This window comes from Methylomonas rapida (assembly GCF_024360925.2).
GTDB classification, from domain to species: Bacteria; Pseudomonadota; Gammaproteobacteria; order Methylococcales; family Methylomonadaceae; genus Methylomonas; species Methylomonas rapida.
Genome location: NZ_CP113517.1, coordinates 4,361,862 through 4,381,215 on the forward strand (window position 1 = coordinate 4,361,862; position 19,354 = coordinate 4,381,215).

Consider the following 19,354-nt stretch of genomic DNA (forward strand, 5'->3'; position numbering starts at 1 on the left):
TTCCGAAGCCTCGATTCTGGCTTGGTGGGTTAGGGTGATTTTCATTTTTTACTCTTAAATTCTGGAAACAGTGAACATCGAGCAGCGGGCAAACGGTGTACGAACAACACCGAACACCCCTAAAGGGGTGTGTTCGTGTTCGTTCGTTCCGAACACCCTGAACGCTGTTTTGATTTGTTCGGAACTGTTCGGTTGTTCGAAAATAATCATTCGTATATTCGCCATGCATAGCCGTCATATTCAGCGGTAGCCCCATGGTTAAAAAGCTTGTCCCTTGCTCGCTTGAATGCCATGCGCTTGGAGTCGACGGTATCTTTATCGGTGACAATCACCTTATAGGATCGATCCCGCCAATGATCGACATGCACAACCTTGGCGGACGACCACTTATCAAAGCCTGCAAACTTCTCGCGGATTTCTGCCGATGGTTCAACACCATGCTTATCGATAGCCTCAGATAGTGCCGTCAATATGGCTTCGTCACGCGCCGATAATTTGCGCTTGTTGGTGGTTGACTTCGCATTGCCGGCATGCTGTAGATAAACCGATCTCAGCGGTTCGCCGTCATCATCCAGCCATGGCAGATCAATCGACATAAGGCTGAATTGTTGCGGCTTGAAGGCTTCAAAATCCTTGGCTTTGGTACAGGACAGAACAACATTCAAGCCATCTTTAGTGGCTGAAAATTCGCCATCCATTGCCGCTCTGATTGATGAGCTGCCACGGCTGCGCTGGGATGTTCCGTGGCCTGAGTGATGCACGATCAAAACCGCCGCGCCCAAGGGTTTCAGATGATTGTCGATATTGGCGACAAATTGCCCAATGTCAGAACTGCTGTTCTCATCGCCGGTCATGTTGCGGTGTAGCGTGTCGATGATGATTAGGCCCGGATTTGGGCAAAGTGCCGTGATGGAGTCCGCCACCCATTGCGCGTTATTTTCGTCGATCAAGTCGGCAGGTCGCTCACTGACAAACAGCCGATCAGGTGACGGCCTGCCGTATTTCGACTCTAGCGCCATTAACCGCCGCGCCATTCCTGCAAAGCCTTCGCCAGCAATGACAACAACGTCAGTTTGTTCGGTTGGGCAGCCTTGCCAGTGGATCCCATGCGCCAGACAGAACGCCCAATCCAGGGCAAACAACGATTTACCGGCTGCTGGCTCACCGAATAGCAAATTCAGAGAACCGCGCTCAAGAATGCCAGCCAACAACCATTGAATGCTGATGGGTTTGGCGGTAAGTTCTGCCGCGCTGGTAAATGGAAATGGTTTTGGCGGTTCAGACTGTGCCGGGTATGGGCCGCTTAAGTCGATCACATCAGGCAGCATTAGCCACCTCCCGCGCACGATTCACGCGATAGGTTTTAATCGACGGCTGATCTTTCGGCCATTCAAGATGCGGGTTCGAGTAATCCACCCAACGCGGCCAGATAGTCACCGACTCAGCGCCGGCTTTCAGTAATGCCTTTGCCAGTTCGACCACCATTTGTTCCGGGGCTGGTTGCGTCCACTCGATCACGACCATGCAATCTTTGACAGGCCAAGACAGCGCCACCAAATCAGCATCAGGTGGCAACACCAACGCGACAGAATCGCCGCGCTGATTTCGGGCTTTGGCACTGTTCCAGGCATCGCCGCCAACGCACACCACCACCAACCAGGGCGGGTTTTTAAAGCGTTGCCGATCTGCAAGCAGTTTTCCGAAGGGCGGAAGTTTTTTCTTGGCCATGACCTACGCTGCCTTTTGAGACGCAACCCATGCAAAAAATCTCCTCTCATCGATTAGCACCTTGCGCCCAAGCCGGACGATGGCACCGGATTTCGCGAGGCCGTTGCTTTGCTCATTGAAAATCAGCGCACGCAACCCTCCCTTGGTAAAAGCTGGATGCTTGTCAGCAAACTGATTGACGGTTAAGTAGATGATGACCGCTTGCGCGGCTTCGTTTTGTACTGGAGTCATGATTTTTATCCCGATTCGCTGCTTAACAAATTTTGTTACCAGCATTTGCCAATAACTTGGGTGCGATGATAAATGTATGATTTACAATACAAAACGGGGCAAATAGAGACAAAACCGGGACATTCTTTTAATATCACCATTTCAAAACCGCGACAGCCGGGGGGGCTTTGCTGTTTTCCCTCGGGCGAAAAAAAGGGCCTTTCGGCCCTTTGCTTTTTAAGTTACGGTGTCTTTCCGCCCTCGTGTCAGTGAGCATAACTTCTGCTTTTTCCAAAAGTGGCGCTCGAATGACCCAAAATTAAGCGAGAGAAACAGATTTCCATTCGCCTGCCCCAACTCGTCATACATCTTGCGGACCGTGAAATGTTTTGGCAGTTTGCAGCCAATGGCGTAATCGTTATGAATGAGCCATTGCTCAAGCACCTTTAGCCTCTGCTCATACTCAGACTGGCTAACGGTTTCACCCACTTCGGCTTCTTCAAAAAACTCTTCCGGTAAGACGTCATCAAAGCCACAGCGCTCTGCCCAATCAATCAACTGTTCGCGAGTACATGGTAATTCGAGTTTCAAGTTCTTCAACAGCTTGCGCATTTCATCAAGCTCAGGCCCGTCGGATAACAAGTCCTCGTCGCGCTCATTAAGGTATTTCGGGAAAAAACCTTTGCGAGTGATTTTTTTGCAAAGGTCACGCCACCAAAAATCGCTACGTTTTTCCAAGCCAAGCGCTTCCAGCACATCATCAAGCTCAAACAGCTTATCTTTCATCGATAAATCTCCCGCCTGTGGCCGATTTCGATCACCAAAACAACCAACTCTTCATCTTCAAACCGACACAACAACCGGTAATCGCCCACACGATAGCGCCATAGGCCGGATAGATTGCCCTGCAAAGCTTTACCGCTGGCGCGTGGGTTTTCGGCGGCTTGAATGCGCTCTTGCAGAAACGCTGCGATGCGCTTTTGTATCGGCTTATCCAGTTTTTGCAAGTCGCGCTTGGCGTCGTCGGATAACTTAACTGTCCAGGCCAAGGCTCTTCACCACATCGCCGAGGCTATGAGACACCTTGCCGCCATCCAGGTAACTCTGGTAGGCGGCTTCGGCGAGTTTGGCATCCTGGCAATCTTCCAGATATTCAAAGAGAGCTGCCTTGACCAGCTGCGTGGGGCTCAGGTGCTGTTCGGTTGCCAATGCGTTTAATACTTTGGCGGTTTCGTCGTCTAGTTCTAAGGTCATCATGGCTTGATTCCTTTGGGTTGATCGTTGAAGACTATTGCCATCACAAAAACGGATTGATGATTTTCAACTTGCCGTCAATCACTTGGCTGTGCTGCAAATCCTCGGAATATAAAACCGTGCAATCAGCCTGCAAGGCGGCTGCCACAATCAGGCTGTCGTAATGTGAGAAGCCGTAACGCTGGGCAATACCAAGTCCTCCACACAGGGTGTCTAGCGTCAACGGCTGCAACCGGCAACAGATTTGACTTAGCTTGTCCACCACACTGATAACGGCGCTGGCATCAAAGCCCAATTTACGGCGCATGGTGTTGGCGGTTTCGCTCAATACTTGAACGGACATGACCGGCCTATCAGCCAAAATCATTATCGCTGCACCTCGCTTGGCTTCATCCTTGCCAAGGCTGTAAATGACGATGTTGGTATCGACAAACTTACCGGGCATTGGCTTCGTCCCGGTCAAACTTGAAGCCGCTTAGATCGGTCTGGTAAGGCTTGAAAAACTCATCAAGCTGCTTTCGCCGCTCGTCGGCCTGCTTGGCTTTTAAATGCTCGACAAAGTCCAGCACCTCGGCGGCTTGTTGGTCGGATAAATCTTTTACTGCATCGAATACTTTTTCGGCGATGGTCATAATGGTTTCTCTGTGGTTCATTAATTGGTGCCGAATAGGCGGTTATTCATGCGTTCGACCACGTTTGCAATATGGCCGTCTGATAAGTGGCTATACCGCTTTACCATGTCTAAGGTTTTATGGCCCAACACCGCAGCGATTTCGACCATAGACGCACCGCCCATTGCCAAATAGGACGCGGTGCAATGTCTCAAGTCGTGCCAGCGAAAGTTATTCACCTCAGCCGCCTTGAGTGCGTTTGCCCAGGCTTTCTTTAGCTCGATGGGCTTATGGGGATGCGTGGGGCTTGGAAAGACAAGGGTAGTATCCAGTCGCCGCACCTTGGCGAGTTTTTGCAGTTCAACCAAGGCAAGACTGGTTAAGGGTACTCGGCGCCGGTCGCCGTTTTTGGTTTCGTGTAGGATGATGCAAGATTCCGCCAGATTGACCACGCCCCACGCGGTTTCGGTCGGTGGCGTTTCCGGTTCCCGCCAATATAGGTTCATGGTTTCGCTTTGTCGCATTCCGGTTGAAATCGCCAGAATGAAGGCCGGATAAAGCAATTGGTTTGGGGATTCCTTGCAAGCCTTTGTTAAACGCGCCAGCTCTTCATCATCCAGAAAACGAACGATACCGCGCGGCAATTCCGGCAATTCCACGCGACCATCTCTCAGTGGTGACTGCTCCAACCAATGCCACTCATTGACGCAACGCTTTAGAATGTCCTTGGCGACGACAAAGTATTTATTGATGGTGGCCGGGGATAGCGGCTTCCCCTTGCGCCCCGATTTAGCCAAGCTATCGCGGGCTTGGGCAAAGTTCGCCGTGGTTAGGTCGGCCATTACGCAATGACCTATTTGAGCCTTCCACCATTCCAGCATAGGCAGGCGGTTTCGTTGCTCGGTACTATTGAACCGTATCGGCAAAACATCCGCACTATAACGGTCAATTGCATCGGCAAAAGTATGTTTTTTGGCTTCGGTAGTTTTGAAGTGGCGGCCTTCTTTAATCGCCGCCTCGGTCAGTTGCGCCCATTTCTTGGCATCAGTTAGCCGGTCAAACGTGGCGGTTTCGGTAGGGTAGCCTTTGAGCCGGATTTTTACGCGGTAGGATGTTGCGCCGTTTTGGTCTGTACGTTTTTCGATGGTTGCCATGATTGCCCTCTTGGGATAGCAATCGGCTTTTTTGATATGATGCTTTCAGCCATTGCTTAACCCTGCTTGTTAAGTTGTGGTCATGGGCTTGATTGGTGTTCGCTGCACCTGTCAGGCCCGCTTTGTTTGTGGGCTTTGAGTATATCACCGTGGGACACTCATGGGACACTAAACCACAAAAAAACAAAGCAACCCACAAAACAGCTCAACAACAAATAAGCATTAATGAATTGATTTTATTTGTTATTTATTGCTGCCGTTTATTGTGGATTTTTGGCTTACTCGCACTCGTAACGCGAAGGTCGTAGGTTCGATTCCTATTGCCGGCACCATTTGATTTGCCAAAACCCGTTCATTAGCCTATTTTGCCGGCTTTGGTCGCGGTTTATACACTGGCGGCAAAACATGAAAAGCGTTTGTCAAATGTACTAACTGACACATCGGCACGCCAAACAATCACCGAAAGAATCACAATGAACGGCGAAACTCACAGCCAACTAGCCAATTTTATTTGGAGCATTTGCAATCTGCTGCGGGGTCCTTACAAGCGTAACGAATACCGCAAAGTCATTCTACCCCTCACCGTGTTGCGGCGTTTCGATTGTTTACTCGCACCCACAAAAAATGCGGCATTTGAGGAATTTCAAACCCTCAAAACCAAGCCGGAACGGGTCATCCAGGCCAGACTGCAATCTATTACCGGCCACCGCTTCTACAATTTGTCGCGGATGCAGTTCGATAAAAACGCCGATCATTCCCTGCTCAACGATCCGAACAATCTGGCGCCCAATCTAAACAGCTACATCAACGGCTTTTCTCCAAATGTCCGCGCCATCATGGAGAAATTCAAGTTCCGCGAGCAAATCACCCACATGGCGGAAAAGAACATCCTGTTCGAAGTGGTCAAGGCTTTTGCTTCCATCGACCTGTCACCACAACGGGTCGATAACGTGCAAATGGGCTATGTCTTTGAAGAACTCATCCGTATCGGCGCCGAGCAATCGAACGAGGAAGCCGGCGAGCATTTCACCCCGCGCGAAGTCATCAAACTGATGGTCAATCTATTATTGGTGCCGGAACAGGATTTAGCACAAAGCCATGTCGTCAAAACCATTTATGATCCGGCTTGTGGCACTGGCGGCATGCTATCGGTGGCAGAAGAATACATCCGCAAGCTCAATGCCGATGCCCAGCCAAAACTATACGGCCAGGATTTTAACGACGAGGCTTGGGCGGTCTGTAAGTCGGATATGCTGATCAAAGGCGAAGACGCCGACAACGTCATTCTCGGTGACACCTTTACACGCGACGGCTTTGATCGCGACAGCGACAATAACAAATGGACGTTTGATTACATGCTGGCCAACCCACCTTTCGGCGTGGAATGGAAACAGCAACAGAAATACATTCAACAAGAAGCCGATACCTTGGGATTTGCTGGTCGCTTTGGTGCCGGTACGCCGCGCATCAACGACGGTGCATTTCTGTTCCTGCAACACATGATTGCCAAAATGCGCTCTATCGCGGCTGGTGGCAGCCGTATCGGCATCGTTTTCAACGGCTCGCCTTTATTTACCGGCGATGCTGGCAGCGGCGAGAGCGAAATCCGCCGCTGGATTATCGAGAACGACTGGCTGGAGGCGATTGTCGCCTTGCCGGAGCAACTGTTTTATAACACCGGCATTTCCACGTACATCTGGATCATCAGCAACCGTAAGGAACCACAGCGCAAAGGCAAAGTGCAATTGATCGACGCCCGCAATTTCTGGGTGCCGATGGAAAAATCTTTGGGTAACAAACGCCGCAGCATCGGCGACCCTAGCGACAAAGCCAAAGACCCGGACCATATTGGCGAAATCACCCGCATCTACGCCAACTTTGCCGATGGTGAAACTCGTAGCTTTACATTTGACGGCAAAGACAAAGAACTAGTTGTCAGCAAAGTATTCGATAGCGAAGACTTTGGGTATCACAAAATCACCGTCGAGCGCCCGCTCAGGCTCAATTTCCAAGCCAGCACCGAGCGCATCGCCCGCCTGGAAGAGCAAACCGCGTTTATTAACCTCGCCAGCAGCAGTAAAAAGAACGAAACCGTCCGCCAAAAAGAAATCGAAGTCGGTCGCGCCCGCCAGCAGCAAATCCGCGATTTACTTGCCGCTTTTGCTGAGCTGCATGGCGACACCCTGTTTTTGGACCGCAAACAGTTCTTGCTAACACTGCGCGACATCGACCGCGCCCATGACGTGCGCCTGTCTGCCCCGGAACTCAAAGCCGTGTTGGCGGCGTTGAGTGAGCGTGACGAAACAGCAAACATCTGCACAAATAGGCAAGGCAATCCGGAGCCGGATACCGACTTGCGCGATACCGAAACAGTCCCGCTTAAGGAAAGCATCGACGAATATTTTAAGCGTGAAGTGTTACCGCATGTTCCCGATGCTTGGATAGACCATAGTAAAACCAAAGTTGGGTATGAAATTCCTCTGAATCGGCATTTCTACCGCTATGAGCCACCGCGCGATCTGGAAAGCATCGAAGCCGAAATTAAGGCGCTGGAAGGCGAGATTGTCGATTTATTGAAAGAGATCACTGCATGACGGACATGCAACCAATCCAAGGACAGGGTGAAGTCATTCTTTACCAAACCGACGATGGGCAAGCCAAAATCAACCTCAAGGCCATAGACGGCTCGGTTTGGCTCACGCAGTTGGAAATTGCCGAGCTGTTTGCCGCCACCAAACAGAACATCAGCTTGCATATCAAGAACATTCTTAAAGACGGCGAGTTGGTCGAAGCTTTAGTTGTCAAGGAATCCTTGACAACTGCCGCCGACGGCAAGAACTACAAAACCAAACTATTCAGCCTGCCGATGATCCTGGCCATCGGTTACCGTGTTCGCTCGCCAAGAGGAACGCAATTCCGGCAATGGGCCAGCCGCCATTTATCCGAATACTTGATCAAAGGCTTTGTTATGGACGACGAGCGGTTGAAAAATCCAGGTGGCTGGGATTATTTCGACGAGCTGCTGGCGCGCATTCGCGAAATTCGCGCCTCGGAAAAACGCTTTTATCAAAAAGTGCGCGATCTGTTCGCCCTCAGCAGCGACTATCAAGACGATGAAAAAAACGCGCAATTGTTCTTTGCCGAAGTGCAAAACAAATTGCTGTATGCCGTCACCCAGCACACCGCCGCCGAAATCATCGTCCAGCGTGCCAATGCCAACACGCCCAATATGAACCTGACCACCTGGAAAGGCAGCCGGGTGCGCAAAGCGGATGTGATTATCGCCAAAAACTACTTGAGTGCCGACGAAATCGACTCGCTGAACCGCCTGGTGGTGATCTTCCTGGAGCAGGCCGAATTGCGCGTCAAGGAACGCAAGCAACTGACCCTGGATTACTGGCGCAGCAATGTTGACCGCTTACTGGAGTTTAACGACAGGCCCATCTTACGCGGCGCGGGTTCGATCAGTAAGGCCGCGATGAAAACCATCGCCGAACAGCGCTTCGACGATTTCGACGCGAAACGCCGCGCCGATGAAGCAACGGCTGCCGATGCTGAAGATTTGAAAGCCTTGGAACAACTGGAGCAAGCACTGGAAAAAGGCGGTCGGCAATGAAGTATCCGGCTTATCCGCAATACAAGGACAGCGGCGTGGCTTGGTTGGGCGAGGTGCCGGAGCATTGGGAGGTGAGGCGACTCAAATATCTTGCTTCGATCAACGACTCTGCTTTACCAGAATCAACGGACGCTGATTTTGAGTTTTCCTATATTGATATTGGCAGCGTCAATTTAGTTGACGGAATAACCGCCACCGAATCAATGGCTTTCGAAAATGCGCCCTCCCGCGCAAGAAGAGTGGTGCAGGCCGGAGATATTATCGTTTCTACTGTCCGGACTTATTTGCGAGCTATTGCTTCGATTCCTCAAAGTGAAGAAACACTGATCGTTTCAACAGGGTTTGCAGTTATCCGCCCTCGGCGAATCGAGTCCAAATTTTTGAATTACGCGTTCAAAGAATCCTCATTTGTAGAAAATGTTGTATCCCGTTCAGTCGGTGTGAGCTATCCGGCAGTCAATGCAAGTGAAATTGGCGATATAAAGATTCTGGCTCCGTCCGAAACCGAACAAATCGCCATCGCCAATTTTCTGGATAGTGAAACCGGGCGGATTGATACGCTGGTGGCGAAAAAGCGCAAGCTGATGGAATTGCTCAAGGAAAAACGCAGCGCGCTGATTTCCCGCACCGTCACCCGCGGCCTGCCCGCCGACGCCGCGCGGGAATTTGGCTTAGCGTCACATGTTCACTTTAAGCAAACGGAAATTGAGTGGTGGGAATCTGTTCCCGAGAGCTGGGAAATAAAGTCTATAAAACAGCTACTAAAAGCTAAGAAAGGCGCAATAAAAACAGGACCATTTGGAAGCCAGCTTCAAAGCGCCGAAATGTTAGAAGGCGATATTAAGGTTTATAACCAGCGCTCAGTGATTGATAGAGACTTTAGCGCAGGCGAAAATTATATTAGTCAGGAGAAGTTTAAAGAACTCAAGGCATTTGAAGTGTATGCGGGCGACCTTCTAGTAACGACAAGAGGAACTATTGGAAAATGTGCAGTATTGCCCAGGGATGCAGAACAAGGAATTCTCCATCCTTGTTTAATGCGTTTACAGTTAGATGAAAGAATTTGCTTGGCTCGTTTTGTTGAGATATTGATACAAGAAAGCGGAAAAATTCTTGAACAACTGCGTATCGAAAGTAATGCGACAACGATTGATGTCATTTACTCAGAAACGCTAAAAGAAGTTAAAGTTGCATTGCCACCATTAGCCGAACAAACCGCCATCGCCACCTACCTCGACCGCGAAACCGCCAAAATCGACCGGCTGGTGGCAAAAGTCGAAACCGCCATCACCCGCTTGCGGGAATACCGCAGCACGTTAATCACCGCCGCCGTCACCGGCAAAATCGACGTGCGAGGGACGGCATGAATCGGCATGCCATATACTCCGCCACTCGTTCCCACGCTCCCGCGTGGGAATGCAGACCGTCGTTCGATGCCGGTATGGATTCCCACGGAGACCGCTCATCGTTATACACATCTCTGTGCGACAACCTGCTGAGCTTCCAATGCAATGACAAAATCGCGCAAACGCTGCAGTCCGATCCACATGGCTTTGGCACCCGGCGGCCCGTCATGCTTGCGTCCGAGATAACCGCCCAAGCTCGCCACCAAGAGAATCACTTCGCCCAAGCGAGGTGGCGTAAGCGGCGGCGGGCAAAGCTTAACCACAATGTAAGCAGCCCGCCACTCCTGTGGATCGAAGATAATTTCACAATCCATGTCCGGCGTAGTCCGTCCCAACATCAGCGTGAACAATACCCGCCAGGCAATAACCATGTACAACGCTAAACAAGGTAGCAGTCGGTCCTCGGTTTCCAGATGCAGTCGCTTAATCTGGCATCCGCTCTTGAGCACATGGAAGTACACTTCAATGCACCACCGCACGGCGTACCACATGACGATCGTTGCCGCCTGTTCGAAACAATCGATCGGCAAGCTAGTCAACAATAGCCATTCCAAACGTTCCACGCCAGACGGTGGTGCATCTTCGCGTGCCAGCACCGCATTGATGGTGAGTTCCGGTAGCCGATACCCTATCCGCTTAGGCGGTTTGAGGGTCACTGTAATGGCGCGTAACGTGATATGCGCCAGTCGCGCCGTGCGGTTCGGTCGCGGTTTGACGTTCACCTCAGAGTAACCCAATACAGGAGCTTGCTCCACGGCGGCCCACAGGCATTTCGTACCGTTCTCCGGCGAAGCCAACACTCGGTTTTGCGCCGCACGTACGATCCATTGAGCCCGTACCGCAGGTGCGTAGTCATGGTATTCGGCAAACCACTCGTAAATATCGCCCTCCCTGTCGGCAAGATTGATCAGCAGGGTGTCCGGCATTTGCGCCTGTAAAGCGCAACTGTCCTGGTAACTTTCCAGCCAATGGCGACTCTCTTTTTCGTCTACGCCTTTGTGAAGTCGTTCACTCCTTTGGCTTGGGATCTCTCGAGGCCAATACGATGCTTTCACGACACCCAAACAAATACGCGATGGCGTAAAGGCAACTGTCGGATGCAGGCGGCGCAAGTGTTTCTCCACGTCTTTCACTGTGCCAAGTCCCTTCGGCCCCAAGCAAATATTCTTATCGTCCTCGGTGGTGTCCTGTGCCAGCAGCACGATTGGGCTGCTCTTCATGCGCTCGATCGTGGCATCTCGATGCGGCGCCAGTATCTTCTCGAATGTCGTCTTAGCGTTATTGAAGAAGCGATAGGCTCCCATCGTCTCCTTCCAGCCTCCGCAGGCCGCCGGAATACTGAGTTGTGGATGCTCGCCCAATTGCTCCAATAGCAAGGCCAATCTCTTGTTTAGACGTTGATCTTCCAAATTGGCAGTTTGCACTTCTTCTTCGGCCCAGTTGCTCATCGCCTTTCTCCTGTTTCTGTGTCTCCTTGTAGTTTAGTCTTTGAGGGACTTGTGTATAACGATGAGCGGAGACCGTGGGAACCAGGAAACCGCCATCACCCGCTTGCGGGAATACCGCAGCGCTCTGATCACCGCCGCCGTGACCGGCAAAATCGATGTGCGGGAGGCGCTATGAAGTTCGAAACCTTCAAAGCCGGTTCCTGGCAATCGCGCTATCAATACAAATGCTTCGAACCGGTGCCGGTCAATCACGCGTGGATTTGGGAAGACCCGGTCATCAACACCTTGCTGGAGCAAGCCACCCGTGCGCTGGGCCGAACTGAATGCATTTTCGCTGATCGTGCCGGACATCGATCTGTTCATTCAAATGCACGTCGTCAAGGAGGCGCAAACCTCCAGCCGTATAGAAGGTACACAGACCGGCATCGACGAGGCCTTGATGCCGGAGGAACAAATCCTACCGGAAAAGCGCAACGATTGGCGCGAGGTGCGCAATTACATTGACGCGGTCAATGTCGCCATCGAGGAGTTGAGCCGCTTACCGTTGTCCAACCGGTTACTCAAGCACACCCATGCCATTTTGATGCAGGGCGTGCGCGGCGAGCATAAACAACCGGGCGAGTTTCGTTCCAGCCAAAACTGGATTGGCGGTTCGAATTTGATGGACGCGGTGTTTATTCCGCCGCACCCGGATAATGTGGCGGAATTGATGGGCGATTTGGAAAAATTCTGGCACAACGAAGCCATCACCGTGCCGCATTTGATCCGCATCGCTATCAGCCATTATCAATTCGAGACCATACATCCGTTTTTGGATGGCAACGGTCGCATCGGTCGTTTGTTGATTCCGTTGTATTTGGTGAACAATGGTCTGCTGGCCAAGCCTTCGTTATATTTGTCCGACTTTTTCGAACGCAACCGCGCCAGCTATTACGACGCCCTGATGCGGGTACGGATGAGCAACGATTTGATTCACTGGGTTCGCTTTTTCCTGGGCGGCGTGGCACAGACCGCCAGCAAAGGCCGTGACGTATTCCGGCAAATATTGGCGCTCCGCAACGAAATTGATAACCAGTTGATCGGTTTGGGCAGTAAACGTGCCGTCAACATGAAGCAATTGCTGAATTTGCTGTACCGCAAGCCGGTGATTGTGGCGAGCGAAGTGGAAAAATTTTTGGCAGTGAGTACGCCCACCGCCAATGCGCTGATCAAGGAACTGGAACGCATGGGTTATTTGAAAGAGATTACCGGTCAGCAACGCAGCCGGATTTTTTCGTTTGAACCTTACCTTAAATTGTTCGTTAGTTAAGTAAAATGACTTTTTCTTAACTAATCTTGGAATTAAGTTAAGAAACAATAAGGACATCTGAATGGCCCAAACCACCGAAAAAGCCTTCGAAAGCTATGTCGAGCAAATGCTGCTGGCCAAAGGCTGGCAACCGGGTTCGGTAAAAGACTGGGATAAGGAACTGGCTTTATTTCCTTCACAAATTTTCGAATTTATCGCCGCCACCCAAACGCCGCTTTGGGACAGCATGCACGAACAGCATGGCGCTAATCTGCAAGCCCTGTTAATCAAAGAGCTGGTTAAGGAACTGGCGATTAAAGGCTCGTTGCATGTGTTGCGACACGGCTTCAAGTTTTACGGCAAAACCTTCCGGCTGGCCTATTTCAAACCGGCGCACGGTTTGAATGCCGAGGTGCTGGAACATTATCAACAAAACCGGCTGACAGTGACTCGGCAAGTGCCTTGCCATCCGGGCGACCACAGTACGCTGGACATGTTGTTTGCGGTTAATGGTTTACCGGTGGCAAGCTGCGAGCTGAAAAACCCTTGGACTGGGCAAAACTGGCGGCACGCAGTAAATCAATACCGCAACGACCGCAATCCGCGCGCGCCGTTGTTTGAGTTTAAACAGCGGGCGCTGGTGCATTTTGCCGCCGACCCGGACGAAGTCCACATGACTACCCGGCTAGCGGGCAAAAAAACCTTTTTCCTGCCCTTCAATCGCGGTAGCCACCCAGGCGAAGTAGTTTGCGGTGCGGGCAATCCGCAGCATCCGTCCGGTTACCGCAGTGGTTATTTCTGGGAAGAAGTGCTGGAACGTGAGCAGTTTTTGGACATTCTCGGTAATTTTATTTTCATCGAGCGCAAGGAAGAAAAAGTCGACGACGGCAAGGGCGGCAGCCGCCTGCTGCAAAAAGAAGCGGTGATTTTTCCGCGCTATCACCAGCTCGATGCCACCCGGCGACTGCTATCTGCCGCGCAATTGGAAGGCCCAGGTCAGAATTATCTGATCCAGCATTCGGCCGGCAGCGGCAAGACCAATTCGATTTCTTGGTTGTCGCATCGTTTGGCCAGTTTGCATGATGGCAACGATCACAAGGTGTTTGATTGCGTGATTGTGATTACCGACCGGCAAGTGCTGGACAGGCAATTGCAGGACGCGATTTATCAAATCGAACACGCGCAAGGGGTGGTCAAGGCCATTGATCAGGATTCCAAGCAATTAGCGGCGGCACTGATTGATGGCACCAAGATCGTGATTACCACCTTGCAGAAGTTTCCGTTTGTGTTGCGCGGCTTATTGCATGCCGCTGGCGCGGATAATATCGACGCAGCGGATGAGATGGCCAAAAAGCAGGCCAAAGCCTGGGAGCAAGAGATAGCCAAGCGTCGTTACGCGGTGATCGTCGATGAAGCGCACTCGTCGCAAACCGGCGAAACGGCCCGAGAACTCAAGTCGATTTTGGGGGCGACTGCCGCCAACGGTGAAGACGACGAAATCGATTTTGAAGACCGTTTGAATCAAGTCATGGCTTCGCGTGGTCGCCAACCCAACATCAGTTTTTTTGCCTACACCGCCACTCCGAAGGGCAAGACCTTGGAGCTGTTCGGTCGTGTCGGCCACACCGGCAAGCCAGAACCTTTTCATCTATACAGCATGCGTCAAGCCATCGAGGAAGGTTTTATTCTGGACGTGCTGCAGAATTACACGACCTACAAAACTTATTTCAAATTGGTCAAAGCCATGGAGGACGACCCGAACCTGCCCAAGAAAAAGGCGGCACGGGCTTTAGCCAAATTCCTGGTATTGCATCCCACCAATATTTCGCAAAAAATCGAAATCATCGTCGAGCATTTTCGCAACCATGTTAAGCATCATTTGGGCGGCCAAGCCAAGGCCATGGTGGTGACCGGCTCTCGGCTGCAGGCCGTCAAATACATGCAGGCGTTTCAGGCCTATATCGAGCAACACGCTTACCACGATGTACAGGCCTTGGTAGCGTTTAGCGGTACGGTGCTCGACCCTGACAGCGGCCAGGAATACACTGAACCAGGCATGAATACCGACAGCGTGACCGGTAAAGCGATCGGCGAAAAGCAATTGCCGGAGCGTTTTAATTCGCCCGATTATCAAGTGCTACTGGTGGCTAACAAGTACCAAACCGGTTTCGATCAGCCGAAGTTGATGGCGATGTATGTCGATAAACGCCTGGATGGCGTGCAGGCGGTGCAAACCTTGTCGCGCCTGAATCGCATGCTGCCGGGTAAGGAAGCGCCGTTCGTGCTGGATTTTGTCAATGAAGCTGATGACATTTACCGCGCATTCAAACCTTATTACGACGCCACCAGCTTACAGGAAACGTCCGACCCGGCTTTGCTGGAACAGGTCAAACATGACTTGGACAGCATGCAGGTTTATTACTGGAACGAAGTGGAAGCGTTTGCCCGTATTTTCTACCGATCACCCAATAAGCAAAATCCGGCTGATCACGCCCATTTGCAACGCCATTTACAACCGGCAGTGGACCGGTTCAAGGCGATAAGCGATGAAGAGCAGCGCTCGGTGTTTCGCGATAAGTTAAGCGGCTATGTCAATGTGTACGCGTTTTTGAGTCAGATCATGCCGTATGCCGATCCTGATCTGGAAATGCTGTATAGCTTTGGCCGCTTGTTGTTGCCTCATTTGCCGCTGGATAGAGATAACACCAACGTCAAGCTGGGCGACGAAGTCGATTTGCAATATTACCGGCTGCAACGGGTGTTTTCCGGCGCAATCGATCTGGCGGATGAGCATGGCGAGTACACGGTAAAAAGCCCGACCGATGTTGGCACCAGCAAAACCAAGGACGAAAAAGCCCCGTTATCGGAAATTATCGAGATGTTGAACAACCGGTTTGGCACGAACTTTACCGAAGAAGACCGCTTATTCTTCGAGCAAATCAAAGAAAAAGCCACCAATACACCCGAGGTGATCCAGCTACGGCAAGCCAATCCGTTTGACAAGTTTCAACTGGGCTTGCGGCAAATGTTGGAGGACTTAATGATCAAACGCATGCACGAAAACGACAAAATCGTCACTCGTTACATGGACGACAAGGCGTTTGAGAATGCGGCGTTTGCGGTGTTGTCGAAGGTTATTTCGACAGCATTCCTCAAGCCAAGGGTTAGACCGGATCGCAATGTTCAAGACCTATCCATTAATGACGGCAATAACGTCTAGCTTGCTTTCACTGATTGGCGCGCTTCTTGGAGTGCTTGCGTTGTGGTCAGCAGTGAACAAAATGAGGTGAAAAAATTTGCAAGGTTAGGCTTGGATATAGTGCCACACCGGAAAAAGATGGTGGAACGTGACTTGGAGGCCGAATTTAAAATGAAAACAATCCCTTCCGCTTGGTAATAGTCTGCGCCATGTGGATTACCGGTTTTGATGTGCCGTGTGTATCGACAATGTATTTGGATAAACCCATCAAGGGTCATACCTTGATGCAAGCCATAGCTCGCGCGAACCGGGTCTATGACGATGAGAAAGAAAACGGCTTGATTGTCGATTATGGCAATGTTTATAAGCAATTGAAAAAAGCTTATGCCATTGCCGAGCTTTTTTCTCACACATTCCTTACCGCTCGATTCGCATATTGCCGCCGCCTTTGTTCCGCATTACGCAAAACTTGACGCCGCGCAATATCGCCGGCTTGCGACCATTGGCAAATTTCTTCCAGCGACCGAAAGCAACCCAGACAGATATTCTCGTCATTCAAACAGCAATTACGCACACAGGGCGACGCCACATTCTTTTCCGGTTCAGCCATGGCTATTTCCGGCAAAAAAGGCCTGTGCCGCCTCGACGTCTAGCTTGATTTGACTTTTCAGCGCCGCCAAGGAATCGAAACGCACCTCGTCGCGCAATTTGGCCTTGAAATGCACTTCGACATAGTGGCCGTAAATGTCCCGATTGAAATTGAAAAGATGCGTTTCCAGTACGGCTCTGGCACCGCCGGCCACGGTGGGCCGAGTGCCCAGATTGGCGACACCTTGCATTTCGCCGTTGTCCAGGCCGGTCATCGTCACCGCGAACACGCCCACTAGCGGAGTGTTCTTGCGCAGCATCTCCAAATTAGCGGTAGGAAATCCCAGTTGCCGCCCTCTTTTATCGCCGTGCGCCACGCGGCCGCATACCGAATAGTCCCGGCCCAACAGCGTTTTGGCCAAGGCCAGATCGCCCTCGCCCAAGGCATCGCGAATCAGCGTGCTGCTGACGCGCAGGCCACCGATTTCAAAGGAATGCGTGGCCTCCACCGTAAAGCCCAATTCCTGACCTCTATGTTGCAACAAGGCAAAATTACCGCGCCGGGCCTTGCCAAAATGAAAATCGTCGCCGATCACCAAATGCTTGATGTTGAGCTTGCCGATCAGAATATCGCGAATGAAGCGCTCGGCATCGACGTCGGCAACCGTACGGTTGAACGGCATGACCAGCAATTCATCAATCGGCAGCCGGGCAAATTGAATGGTTTTTTCGCGCAATCGAGTCAGGCGGGACGGCGCATGATCGCCGAGAAAGTATTCCAAGGGCTGCGGCTCGAACACCATCGCCACGACCGGCAAATTCAAACTCCGGCCACGTTCGGCCAGTTTTTCAATCACTTGTTGATGGCCCAGATGCAGGCCGTCGAAATTGCCTATGGTCAGCACACAGCCGTTACGCAACGGCTCAAGATGATTCAAACCCCGAATTAAGCGCATGATTGGTTCGATAGCAAAAGCGTGGATTTTATCAGTAACCGACTTTTTACGTGCAAGACGCAAGCGAATCGCCTGTCATTGACGACGTTTATCTTGGCCCACCCTTCATCCCTTATAATGACCACCCAACTCCCGCCAACCGTCAGCCTTGCGATGATAAACACCCTGTATATCGAAACCGCCGTCGAGCATCACCCGCGCGTGGAAGCTATCCGGCGGCGTTTTCCCGAGGCCAGGATCGTTTCCTGTGACCGCTACGGCGAGGTTTTCAACCCCAAGGCGCAAAATTTTCGCCTGCAAAAGCAGCAACCGGCGTTGATCCTGGCCGAGAAATACCAAAGATTCGTGTTACCGACGCCGGCTGGCTACGGCATCGGCGGCCAGCGCAATTATTATTTCTCGCATATGCTGAATTGCCTGTACGACTGCCGCTATTGTTTTTTGCAAGGCATGTATCAATCGGCCAATTACGTGTTGTTCGTGAACTTCGAGGATTTTCAGCAGCACATCCGCCAAGCCTGCGCACAAGCGCCCGATGAAGACGTCTATTTTTTTTCCGGCTACGACTGCGACAGCCTGGCCTTCGAGCCGGTGACGGGCTTTGCCGAGTCGTTTTTGCCATTGTTTGCGGAACTACCCAACGCCTGGCTGGAACTACGCACCAAGAGCACGCAAATCAGAAGCCTGATGCACCGTGAGGTAATTGACCGCTGCGTGGTCGCCTTCAGCTTGTCGCCGGATACGGTAGCCAACAAAGTGGAAGCCAAGGCCCCGAGCGTGGCCAAACGCATCGAAGCCGCCGCCAAGTTACAGCAACAGGGCTGGCCCATCGGCTTGCGCTTCGATCCGATGATTTACCAACACGACTACCGCCGGCTTTATCAAGCCTTGTTCGAGCAGGTCTTCGCGGTCATCGATGCCGACGCGCTGCACTCGGTCAGTCTGGGCGCATTTCGTCTGCCGGAACAATATTTCAAGAAAATCCACAAGCTGTACCCGGAGGAAAAACTGTTCGCTAGCCCGCTGCAAACCACCGCCGGCATGGTGTCCTATCGAGCCGATCTGGAACAATCGATGATGGCCAATTGTGGTGCGATGCTGTTGGAATACATCCCGCCAGCCAAGTTTTTCCCATGCAGTCTATGACACGCACGGTACTGGTGACGGGCGCCAGCTCCGGCATCGGCCGGGCGATTGCCGAACGCCTGTTGCGGCACGGTCACACCGTGATCGGCACCTCGCGCGATAGCCGGCGTTTCACCACGGCGCATCCCCATTTCCACGCCGCAGAACTGGATTTGGCGGAAACCCGGCAAATACCTACGTTTGCCAATCGCTTGCAGCAGGATTTTCCCGCGCTGGATGCGGTGGTCTTCGCCGCCGGTTTCGGTCAATTCGGCGGTTTGGAGCAGTTTTCCTATCAGCAGATCGAAACCCTGCTGACGGTCAATTTCACGGCCCAGGCTTTCCTGACCCGCGCGCTACTGCCCCGGTTAAAACGAAAGACTCAAGCCAATCTGCTTTACATCGGCTCGGAAGCGGCTTTGAAAGGCAGCCGCAACGGTAGCATCTATTGCGCCAGCAAATTCGCGCTACGCGGCTTCACGCAGGCGCTGCGGGATGAATGCGGCAAAACCGGGGTTAGGGTATCCCTGATCAATCCCGGCATGGTCGATACGGCGTTTTTTGAAACCTTGCATTTCGCCCCCGGCAGCCAACCGGGTCAGGTTTTGCTGGCCGATGACATCGCCGATGCCGCTCTTTATATCCTGCAGGCCGGCTTGCATTGCGCCATCGATGAAATCAACCTGAGCCCGGCCAGCAAGGTCGTGGAATTCAAAAAGTAGCCCGAGATTCGCCCCCGCTTGAGTCAAGGATTCCATGCAAAATAACTTC

The 19,354-nt window shown here is 51.9% G+C and carries 21 protein-coding genes and 1 tRNA gene; 10 read left to right on the forward strand and 12 right to left on the reverse strand.

What is annotated here, in order from left to right; genetic code table 11:
• Nucleotides 1–206: 206 nt before the first annotated feature.
• The 9 genes from NM686_RS20620 to NM686_RS20660 all read right to left on the reverse strand — a co-directional run bounded on the left by NM686_RS20620 (nt 207) and on the right by NM686_RS20660 (nt 4,957).
• Complete coding sequence (locus tag NM686_RS20620) at nt 207–1,328, reverse strand: AAA family ATPase (RefSeq protein ID WP_255189686.1); 1,122 nt, start codon at nt 1,326–1,328, stop codon at nt 207–209.
• Nucleotides 1,318–1,728, reverse strand: a complete 411-nt coding sequence (locus tag NM686_RS20625; protein ID WP_255189687.1) for a hypothetical protein — start codon at nt 1,726–1,728, stop codon at nt 1,318–1,320. Before NM686_RS20625 ends, NM686_RS20620 begins: the two co-directional genes overlap by 11 nt.
• Before the next feature lie 3 nt (nt 1,729–1,731).
• Nucleotides 1,732–1,959 (reverse strand): hypothetical protein, encoded by a 228-nt coding sequence (locus NM686_RS20630; protein WP_255189688.1) that lies wholly within the window; start codon nt 1,957–1,959, stop codon nt 1,732–1,734.
• Between the two features lie 216 nt (nt 1,960–2,175).
• Complete coding sequence (locus NM686_RS20635; RefSeq protein ID WP_255189689.1) at nt 2,176–2,724, reverse strand: hypothetical protein; 549 nt, start codon at nt 2,722–2,724, stop codon at nt 2,176–2,178.
• On the reverse strand, nt 2,721–2,987 hold the full coding sequence (locus tag NM686_RS20640; protein ID WP_255189690.1) for a type II toxin-antitoxin system RelE family toxin: 267 nt from the start codon (nt 2,985–2,987) through the stop codon (nt 2,721–2,723). The genes NM686_RS20635 and NM686_RS20640 overlap by 4 nt, the downstream gene beginning before the upstream one ends.
• Nucleotides 2,971–3,195 (reverse strand): type II toxin-antitoxin system RelB family antitoxin, encoded by a 225-nt coding sequence (relB, locus tag NM686_RS20645; RefSeq protein WP_255189691.1) that lies wholly within the window; start codon nt 3,193–3,195, stop codon nt 2,971–2,973. The genes NM686_RS20640 and relB overlap by 17 nt, the downstream gene beginning before the upstream one ends.
• 40 nt (nt 3,196–3,235) lie before the next feature.
• The gene (locus NM686_RS20650) at nt 3,236–3,637 is read right to left on the reverse strand and encodes a PIN domain-containing protein (RefSeq protein ID WP_255189692.1); all 402 of its coding nucleotides are present in this window, start codon (nt 3,635–3,637) and stop codon (nt 3,236–3,238) included.
• Nucleotides 3,627–3,824, reverse strand: a complete 198-nt coding sequence (locus NM686_RS20655; RefSeq protein WP_269022017.1) for a hypothetical protein — start codon at nt 3,822–3,824, stop codon at nt 3,627–3,629. Before NM686_RS20655 ends, NM686_RS20650 begins: the two co-directional genes overlap by 11 nt.
• 20 nt (nt 3,825–3,844) lie before the next feature.
• Nucleotides 3,845–4,957: a tyrosine-type recombinase/integrase gene (locus NM686_RS20660; protein WP_255189694.1), complete on the reverse strand. Its 1,113-nt coding sequence runs from the start codon at nt 4,955–4,957 to the stop codon at nt 3,845–3,847.
• Nucleotides 4,958–5,212: 255 nt separating this feature from the next.
• Here NM686_RS20660 and NM686_RS20665 point away from each other — a divergent pair.
• The 4 genes from NM686_RS20665 (at nt 5,213) to NM686_RS20680 (ending at nt 9,940) form a co-directional block, all read left to right on the forward strand.
• Nucleotides 5,213–5,289 (forward strand) — tRNA-Ser (locus NM686_RS20665).
• A gap of 141 nt (nt 5,290–5,430) precedes the next feature.
• Complete coding sequence (locus NM686_RS20670) at nt 5,431–7,551, forward strand: type I restriction-modification system subunit M (RefSeq protein WP_255189695.1); 2,121 nt, start codon at nt 5,431–5,433, stop codon at nt 7,549–7,551.
• Nucleotides 7,548–8,573 carry a virulence RhuM family protein gene (locus NM686_RS20675; protein WP_255189696.1) on the forward strand — a complete coding sequence of 342 codons (1,026 nt, stop codon included), beginning with the start codon at nt 7,548–7,550 and terminating at the stop codon, nt 8,571–8,573. Before NM686_RS20670 ends, NM686_RS20675 begins: the two co-directional genes overlap by 4 nt.
• Nucleotides 8,570–9,940, forward strand: coding sequence for a restriction endonuclease subunit S (locus NM686_RS20680; RefSeq protein ID WP_255189697.1), 1,371 nt, complete (start codon nt 8,570–8,572; stop codon nt 9,938–9,940). The genes NM686_RS20675 and NM686_RS20680 overlap by 4 nt, the downstream gene beginning before the upstream one ends.
• A 101-nt stretch (nt 9,941–10,041) precedes the next feature.
• Here the strand turns inward: NM686_RS20680 and NM686_RS20685 are convergent, their stop codons facing one another.
• A complete protein-coding gene (locus NM686_RS20685) occupies nt 10,042–11,427 on the reverse strand; it encodes an IS4 family transposase (protein ID WP_255187523.1) in 1,386 nt (461 codons plus the stop codon).
• A gap of 61 nt (nt 11,428–11,488) precedes the next feature.
• Here NM686_RS20685 and NM686_RS21855 point away from each other — a divergent pair, with 61 nt between their 5' ends.
• From NM686_RS21855 to NM686_RS21860, 4 genes are all read left to right on the forward strand, one after another.
• Entirely contained in the window at nt 11,489–11,602 is a 114-nt protein-coding gene (locus NM686_RS21855; RefSeq protein ID WP_407942367.1) for a restriction endonuclease subunit S, read from the forward strand.
• Nucleotides 11,603–11,731: 129 nt separating this feature from the next.
• Nucleotides 11,732–12,736 (forward strand): Fic family protein, encoded by a 1,005-nt coding sequence (locus tag NM686_RS20690; protein WP_255189698.1) that lies wholly within the window; start codon nt 11,732–11,734, stop codon nt 12,734–12,736.
• 61 nt (nt 12,737–12,797) lie between these two features.
• Complete coding sequence (locus NM686_RS20695) at nt 12,798–15,935, forward strand: type I restriction endonuclease subunit R (protein WP_255189699.1); 3,138 nt, start codon at nt 12,798–12,800, stop codon at nt 15,933–15,935.
• A 188-nt stretch (nt 15,936–16,123) separates the two neighbouring features.
• Nucleotides 16,124–16,387: a type I restriction enzyme subunit R domain-containing protein gene (locus tag NM686_RS21860; RefSeq protein ID WP_255189700.1), complete on the forward strand. Its 264-nt coding sequence runs from the start codon at nt 16,124–16,126 to the stop codon at nt 16,385–16,387.
• Here the strand turns inward: NM686_RS21860 and NM686_RS20705 are convergent.
• Complete coding sequence (locus NM686_RS20705; RefSeq protein WP_269022022.1) at nt 16,321–16,524, reverse strand: DUF1289 domain-containing protein; 204 nt, start codon at nt 16,522–16,524, stop codon at nt 16,321–16,323. The two genes, NM686_RS21860 and NM686_RS20705, sit on opposite strands and share 67 nt — an antisense overlap.
• On the reverse strand, nt 16,517–17,458 hold the full coding sequence (ribF, locus tag NM686_RS20710; RefSeq protein WP_255189701.1) for a bifunctional riboflavin kinase/FAD synthetase: 942 nt from the start codon (nt 17,456–17,458) through the stop codon (nt 16,517–16,519). The genes NM686_RS20705 and ribF overlap by 8 nt, the downstream gene beginning before the upstream one ends.
• Nucleotides 17,459–17,611: 153 nt before the next feature.
• Between ribF and NM686_RS20715 the strand changes: the two genes are divergently transcribed.
• Both NM686_RS20715 and NM686_RS20720 read left to right on the forward strand, forming a co-directional pair.
• Nucleotides 17,612–18,604, forward strand: coding sequence for an SPL family radical SAM protein (locus NM686_RS20715; protein ID WP_269023015.1), 993 nt, complete (start codon nt 17,612–17,614; stop codon nt 18,602–18,604).
• Nucleotides 18,592–19,305, forward strand: a complete 714-nt coding sequence (locus NM686_RS20720; protein ID WP_255189703.1) for an SDR family oxidoreductase — start codon at nt 18,592–18,594, stop codon at nt 19,303–19,305. The genes NM686_RS20715 and NM686_RS20720 overlap by 13 nt, the downstream gene beginning before the upstream one ends.
• Nucleotides 19,306–19,354: the final 49 nt, after the last annotated feature.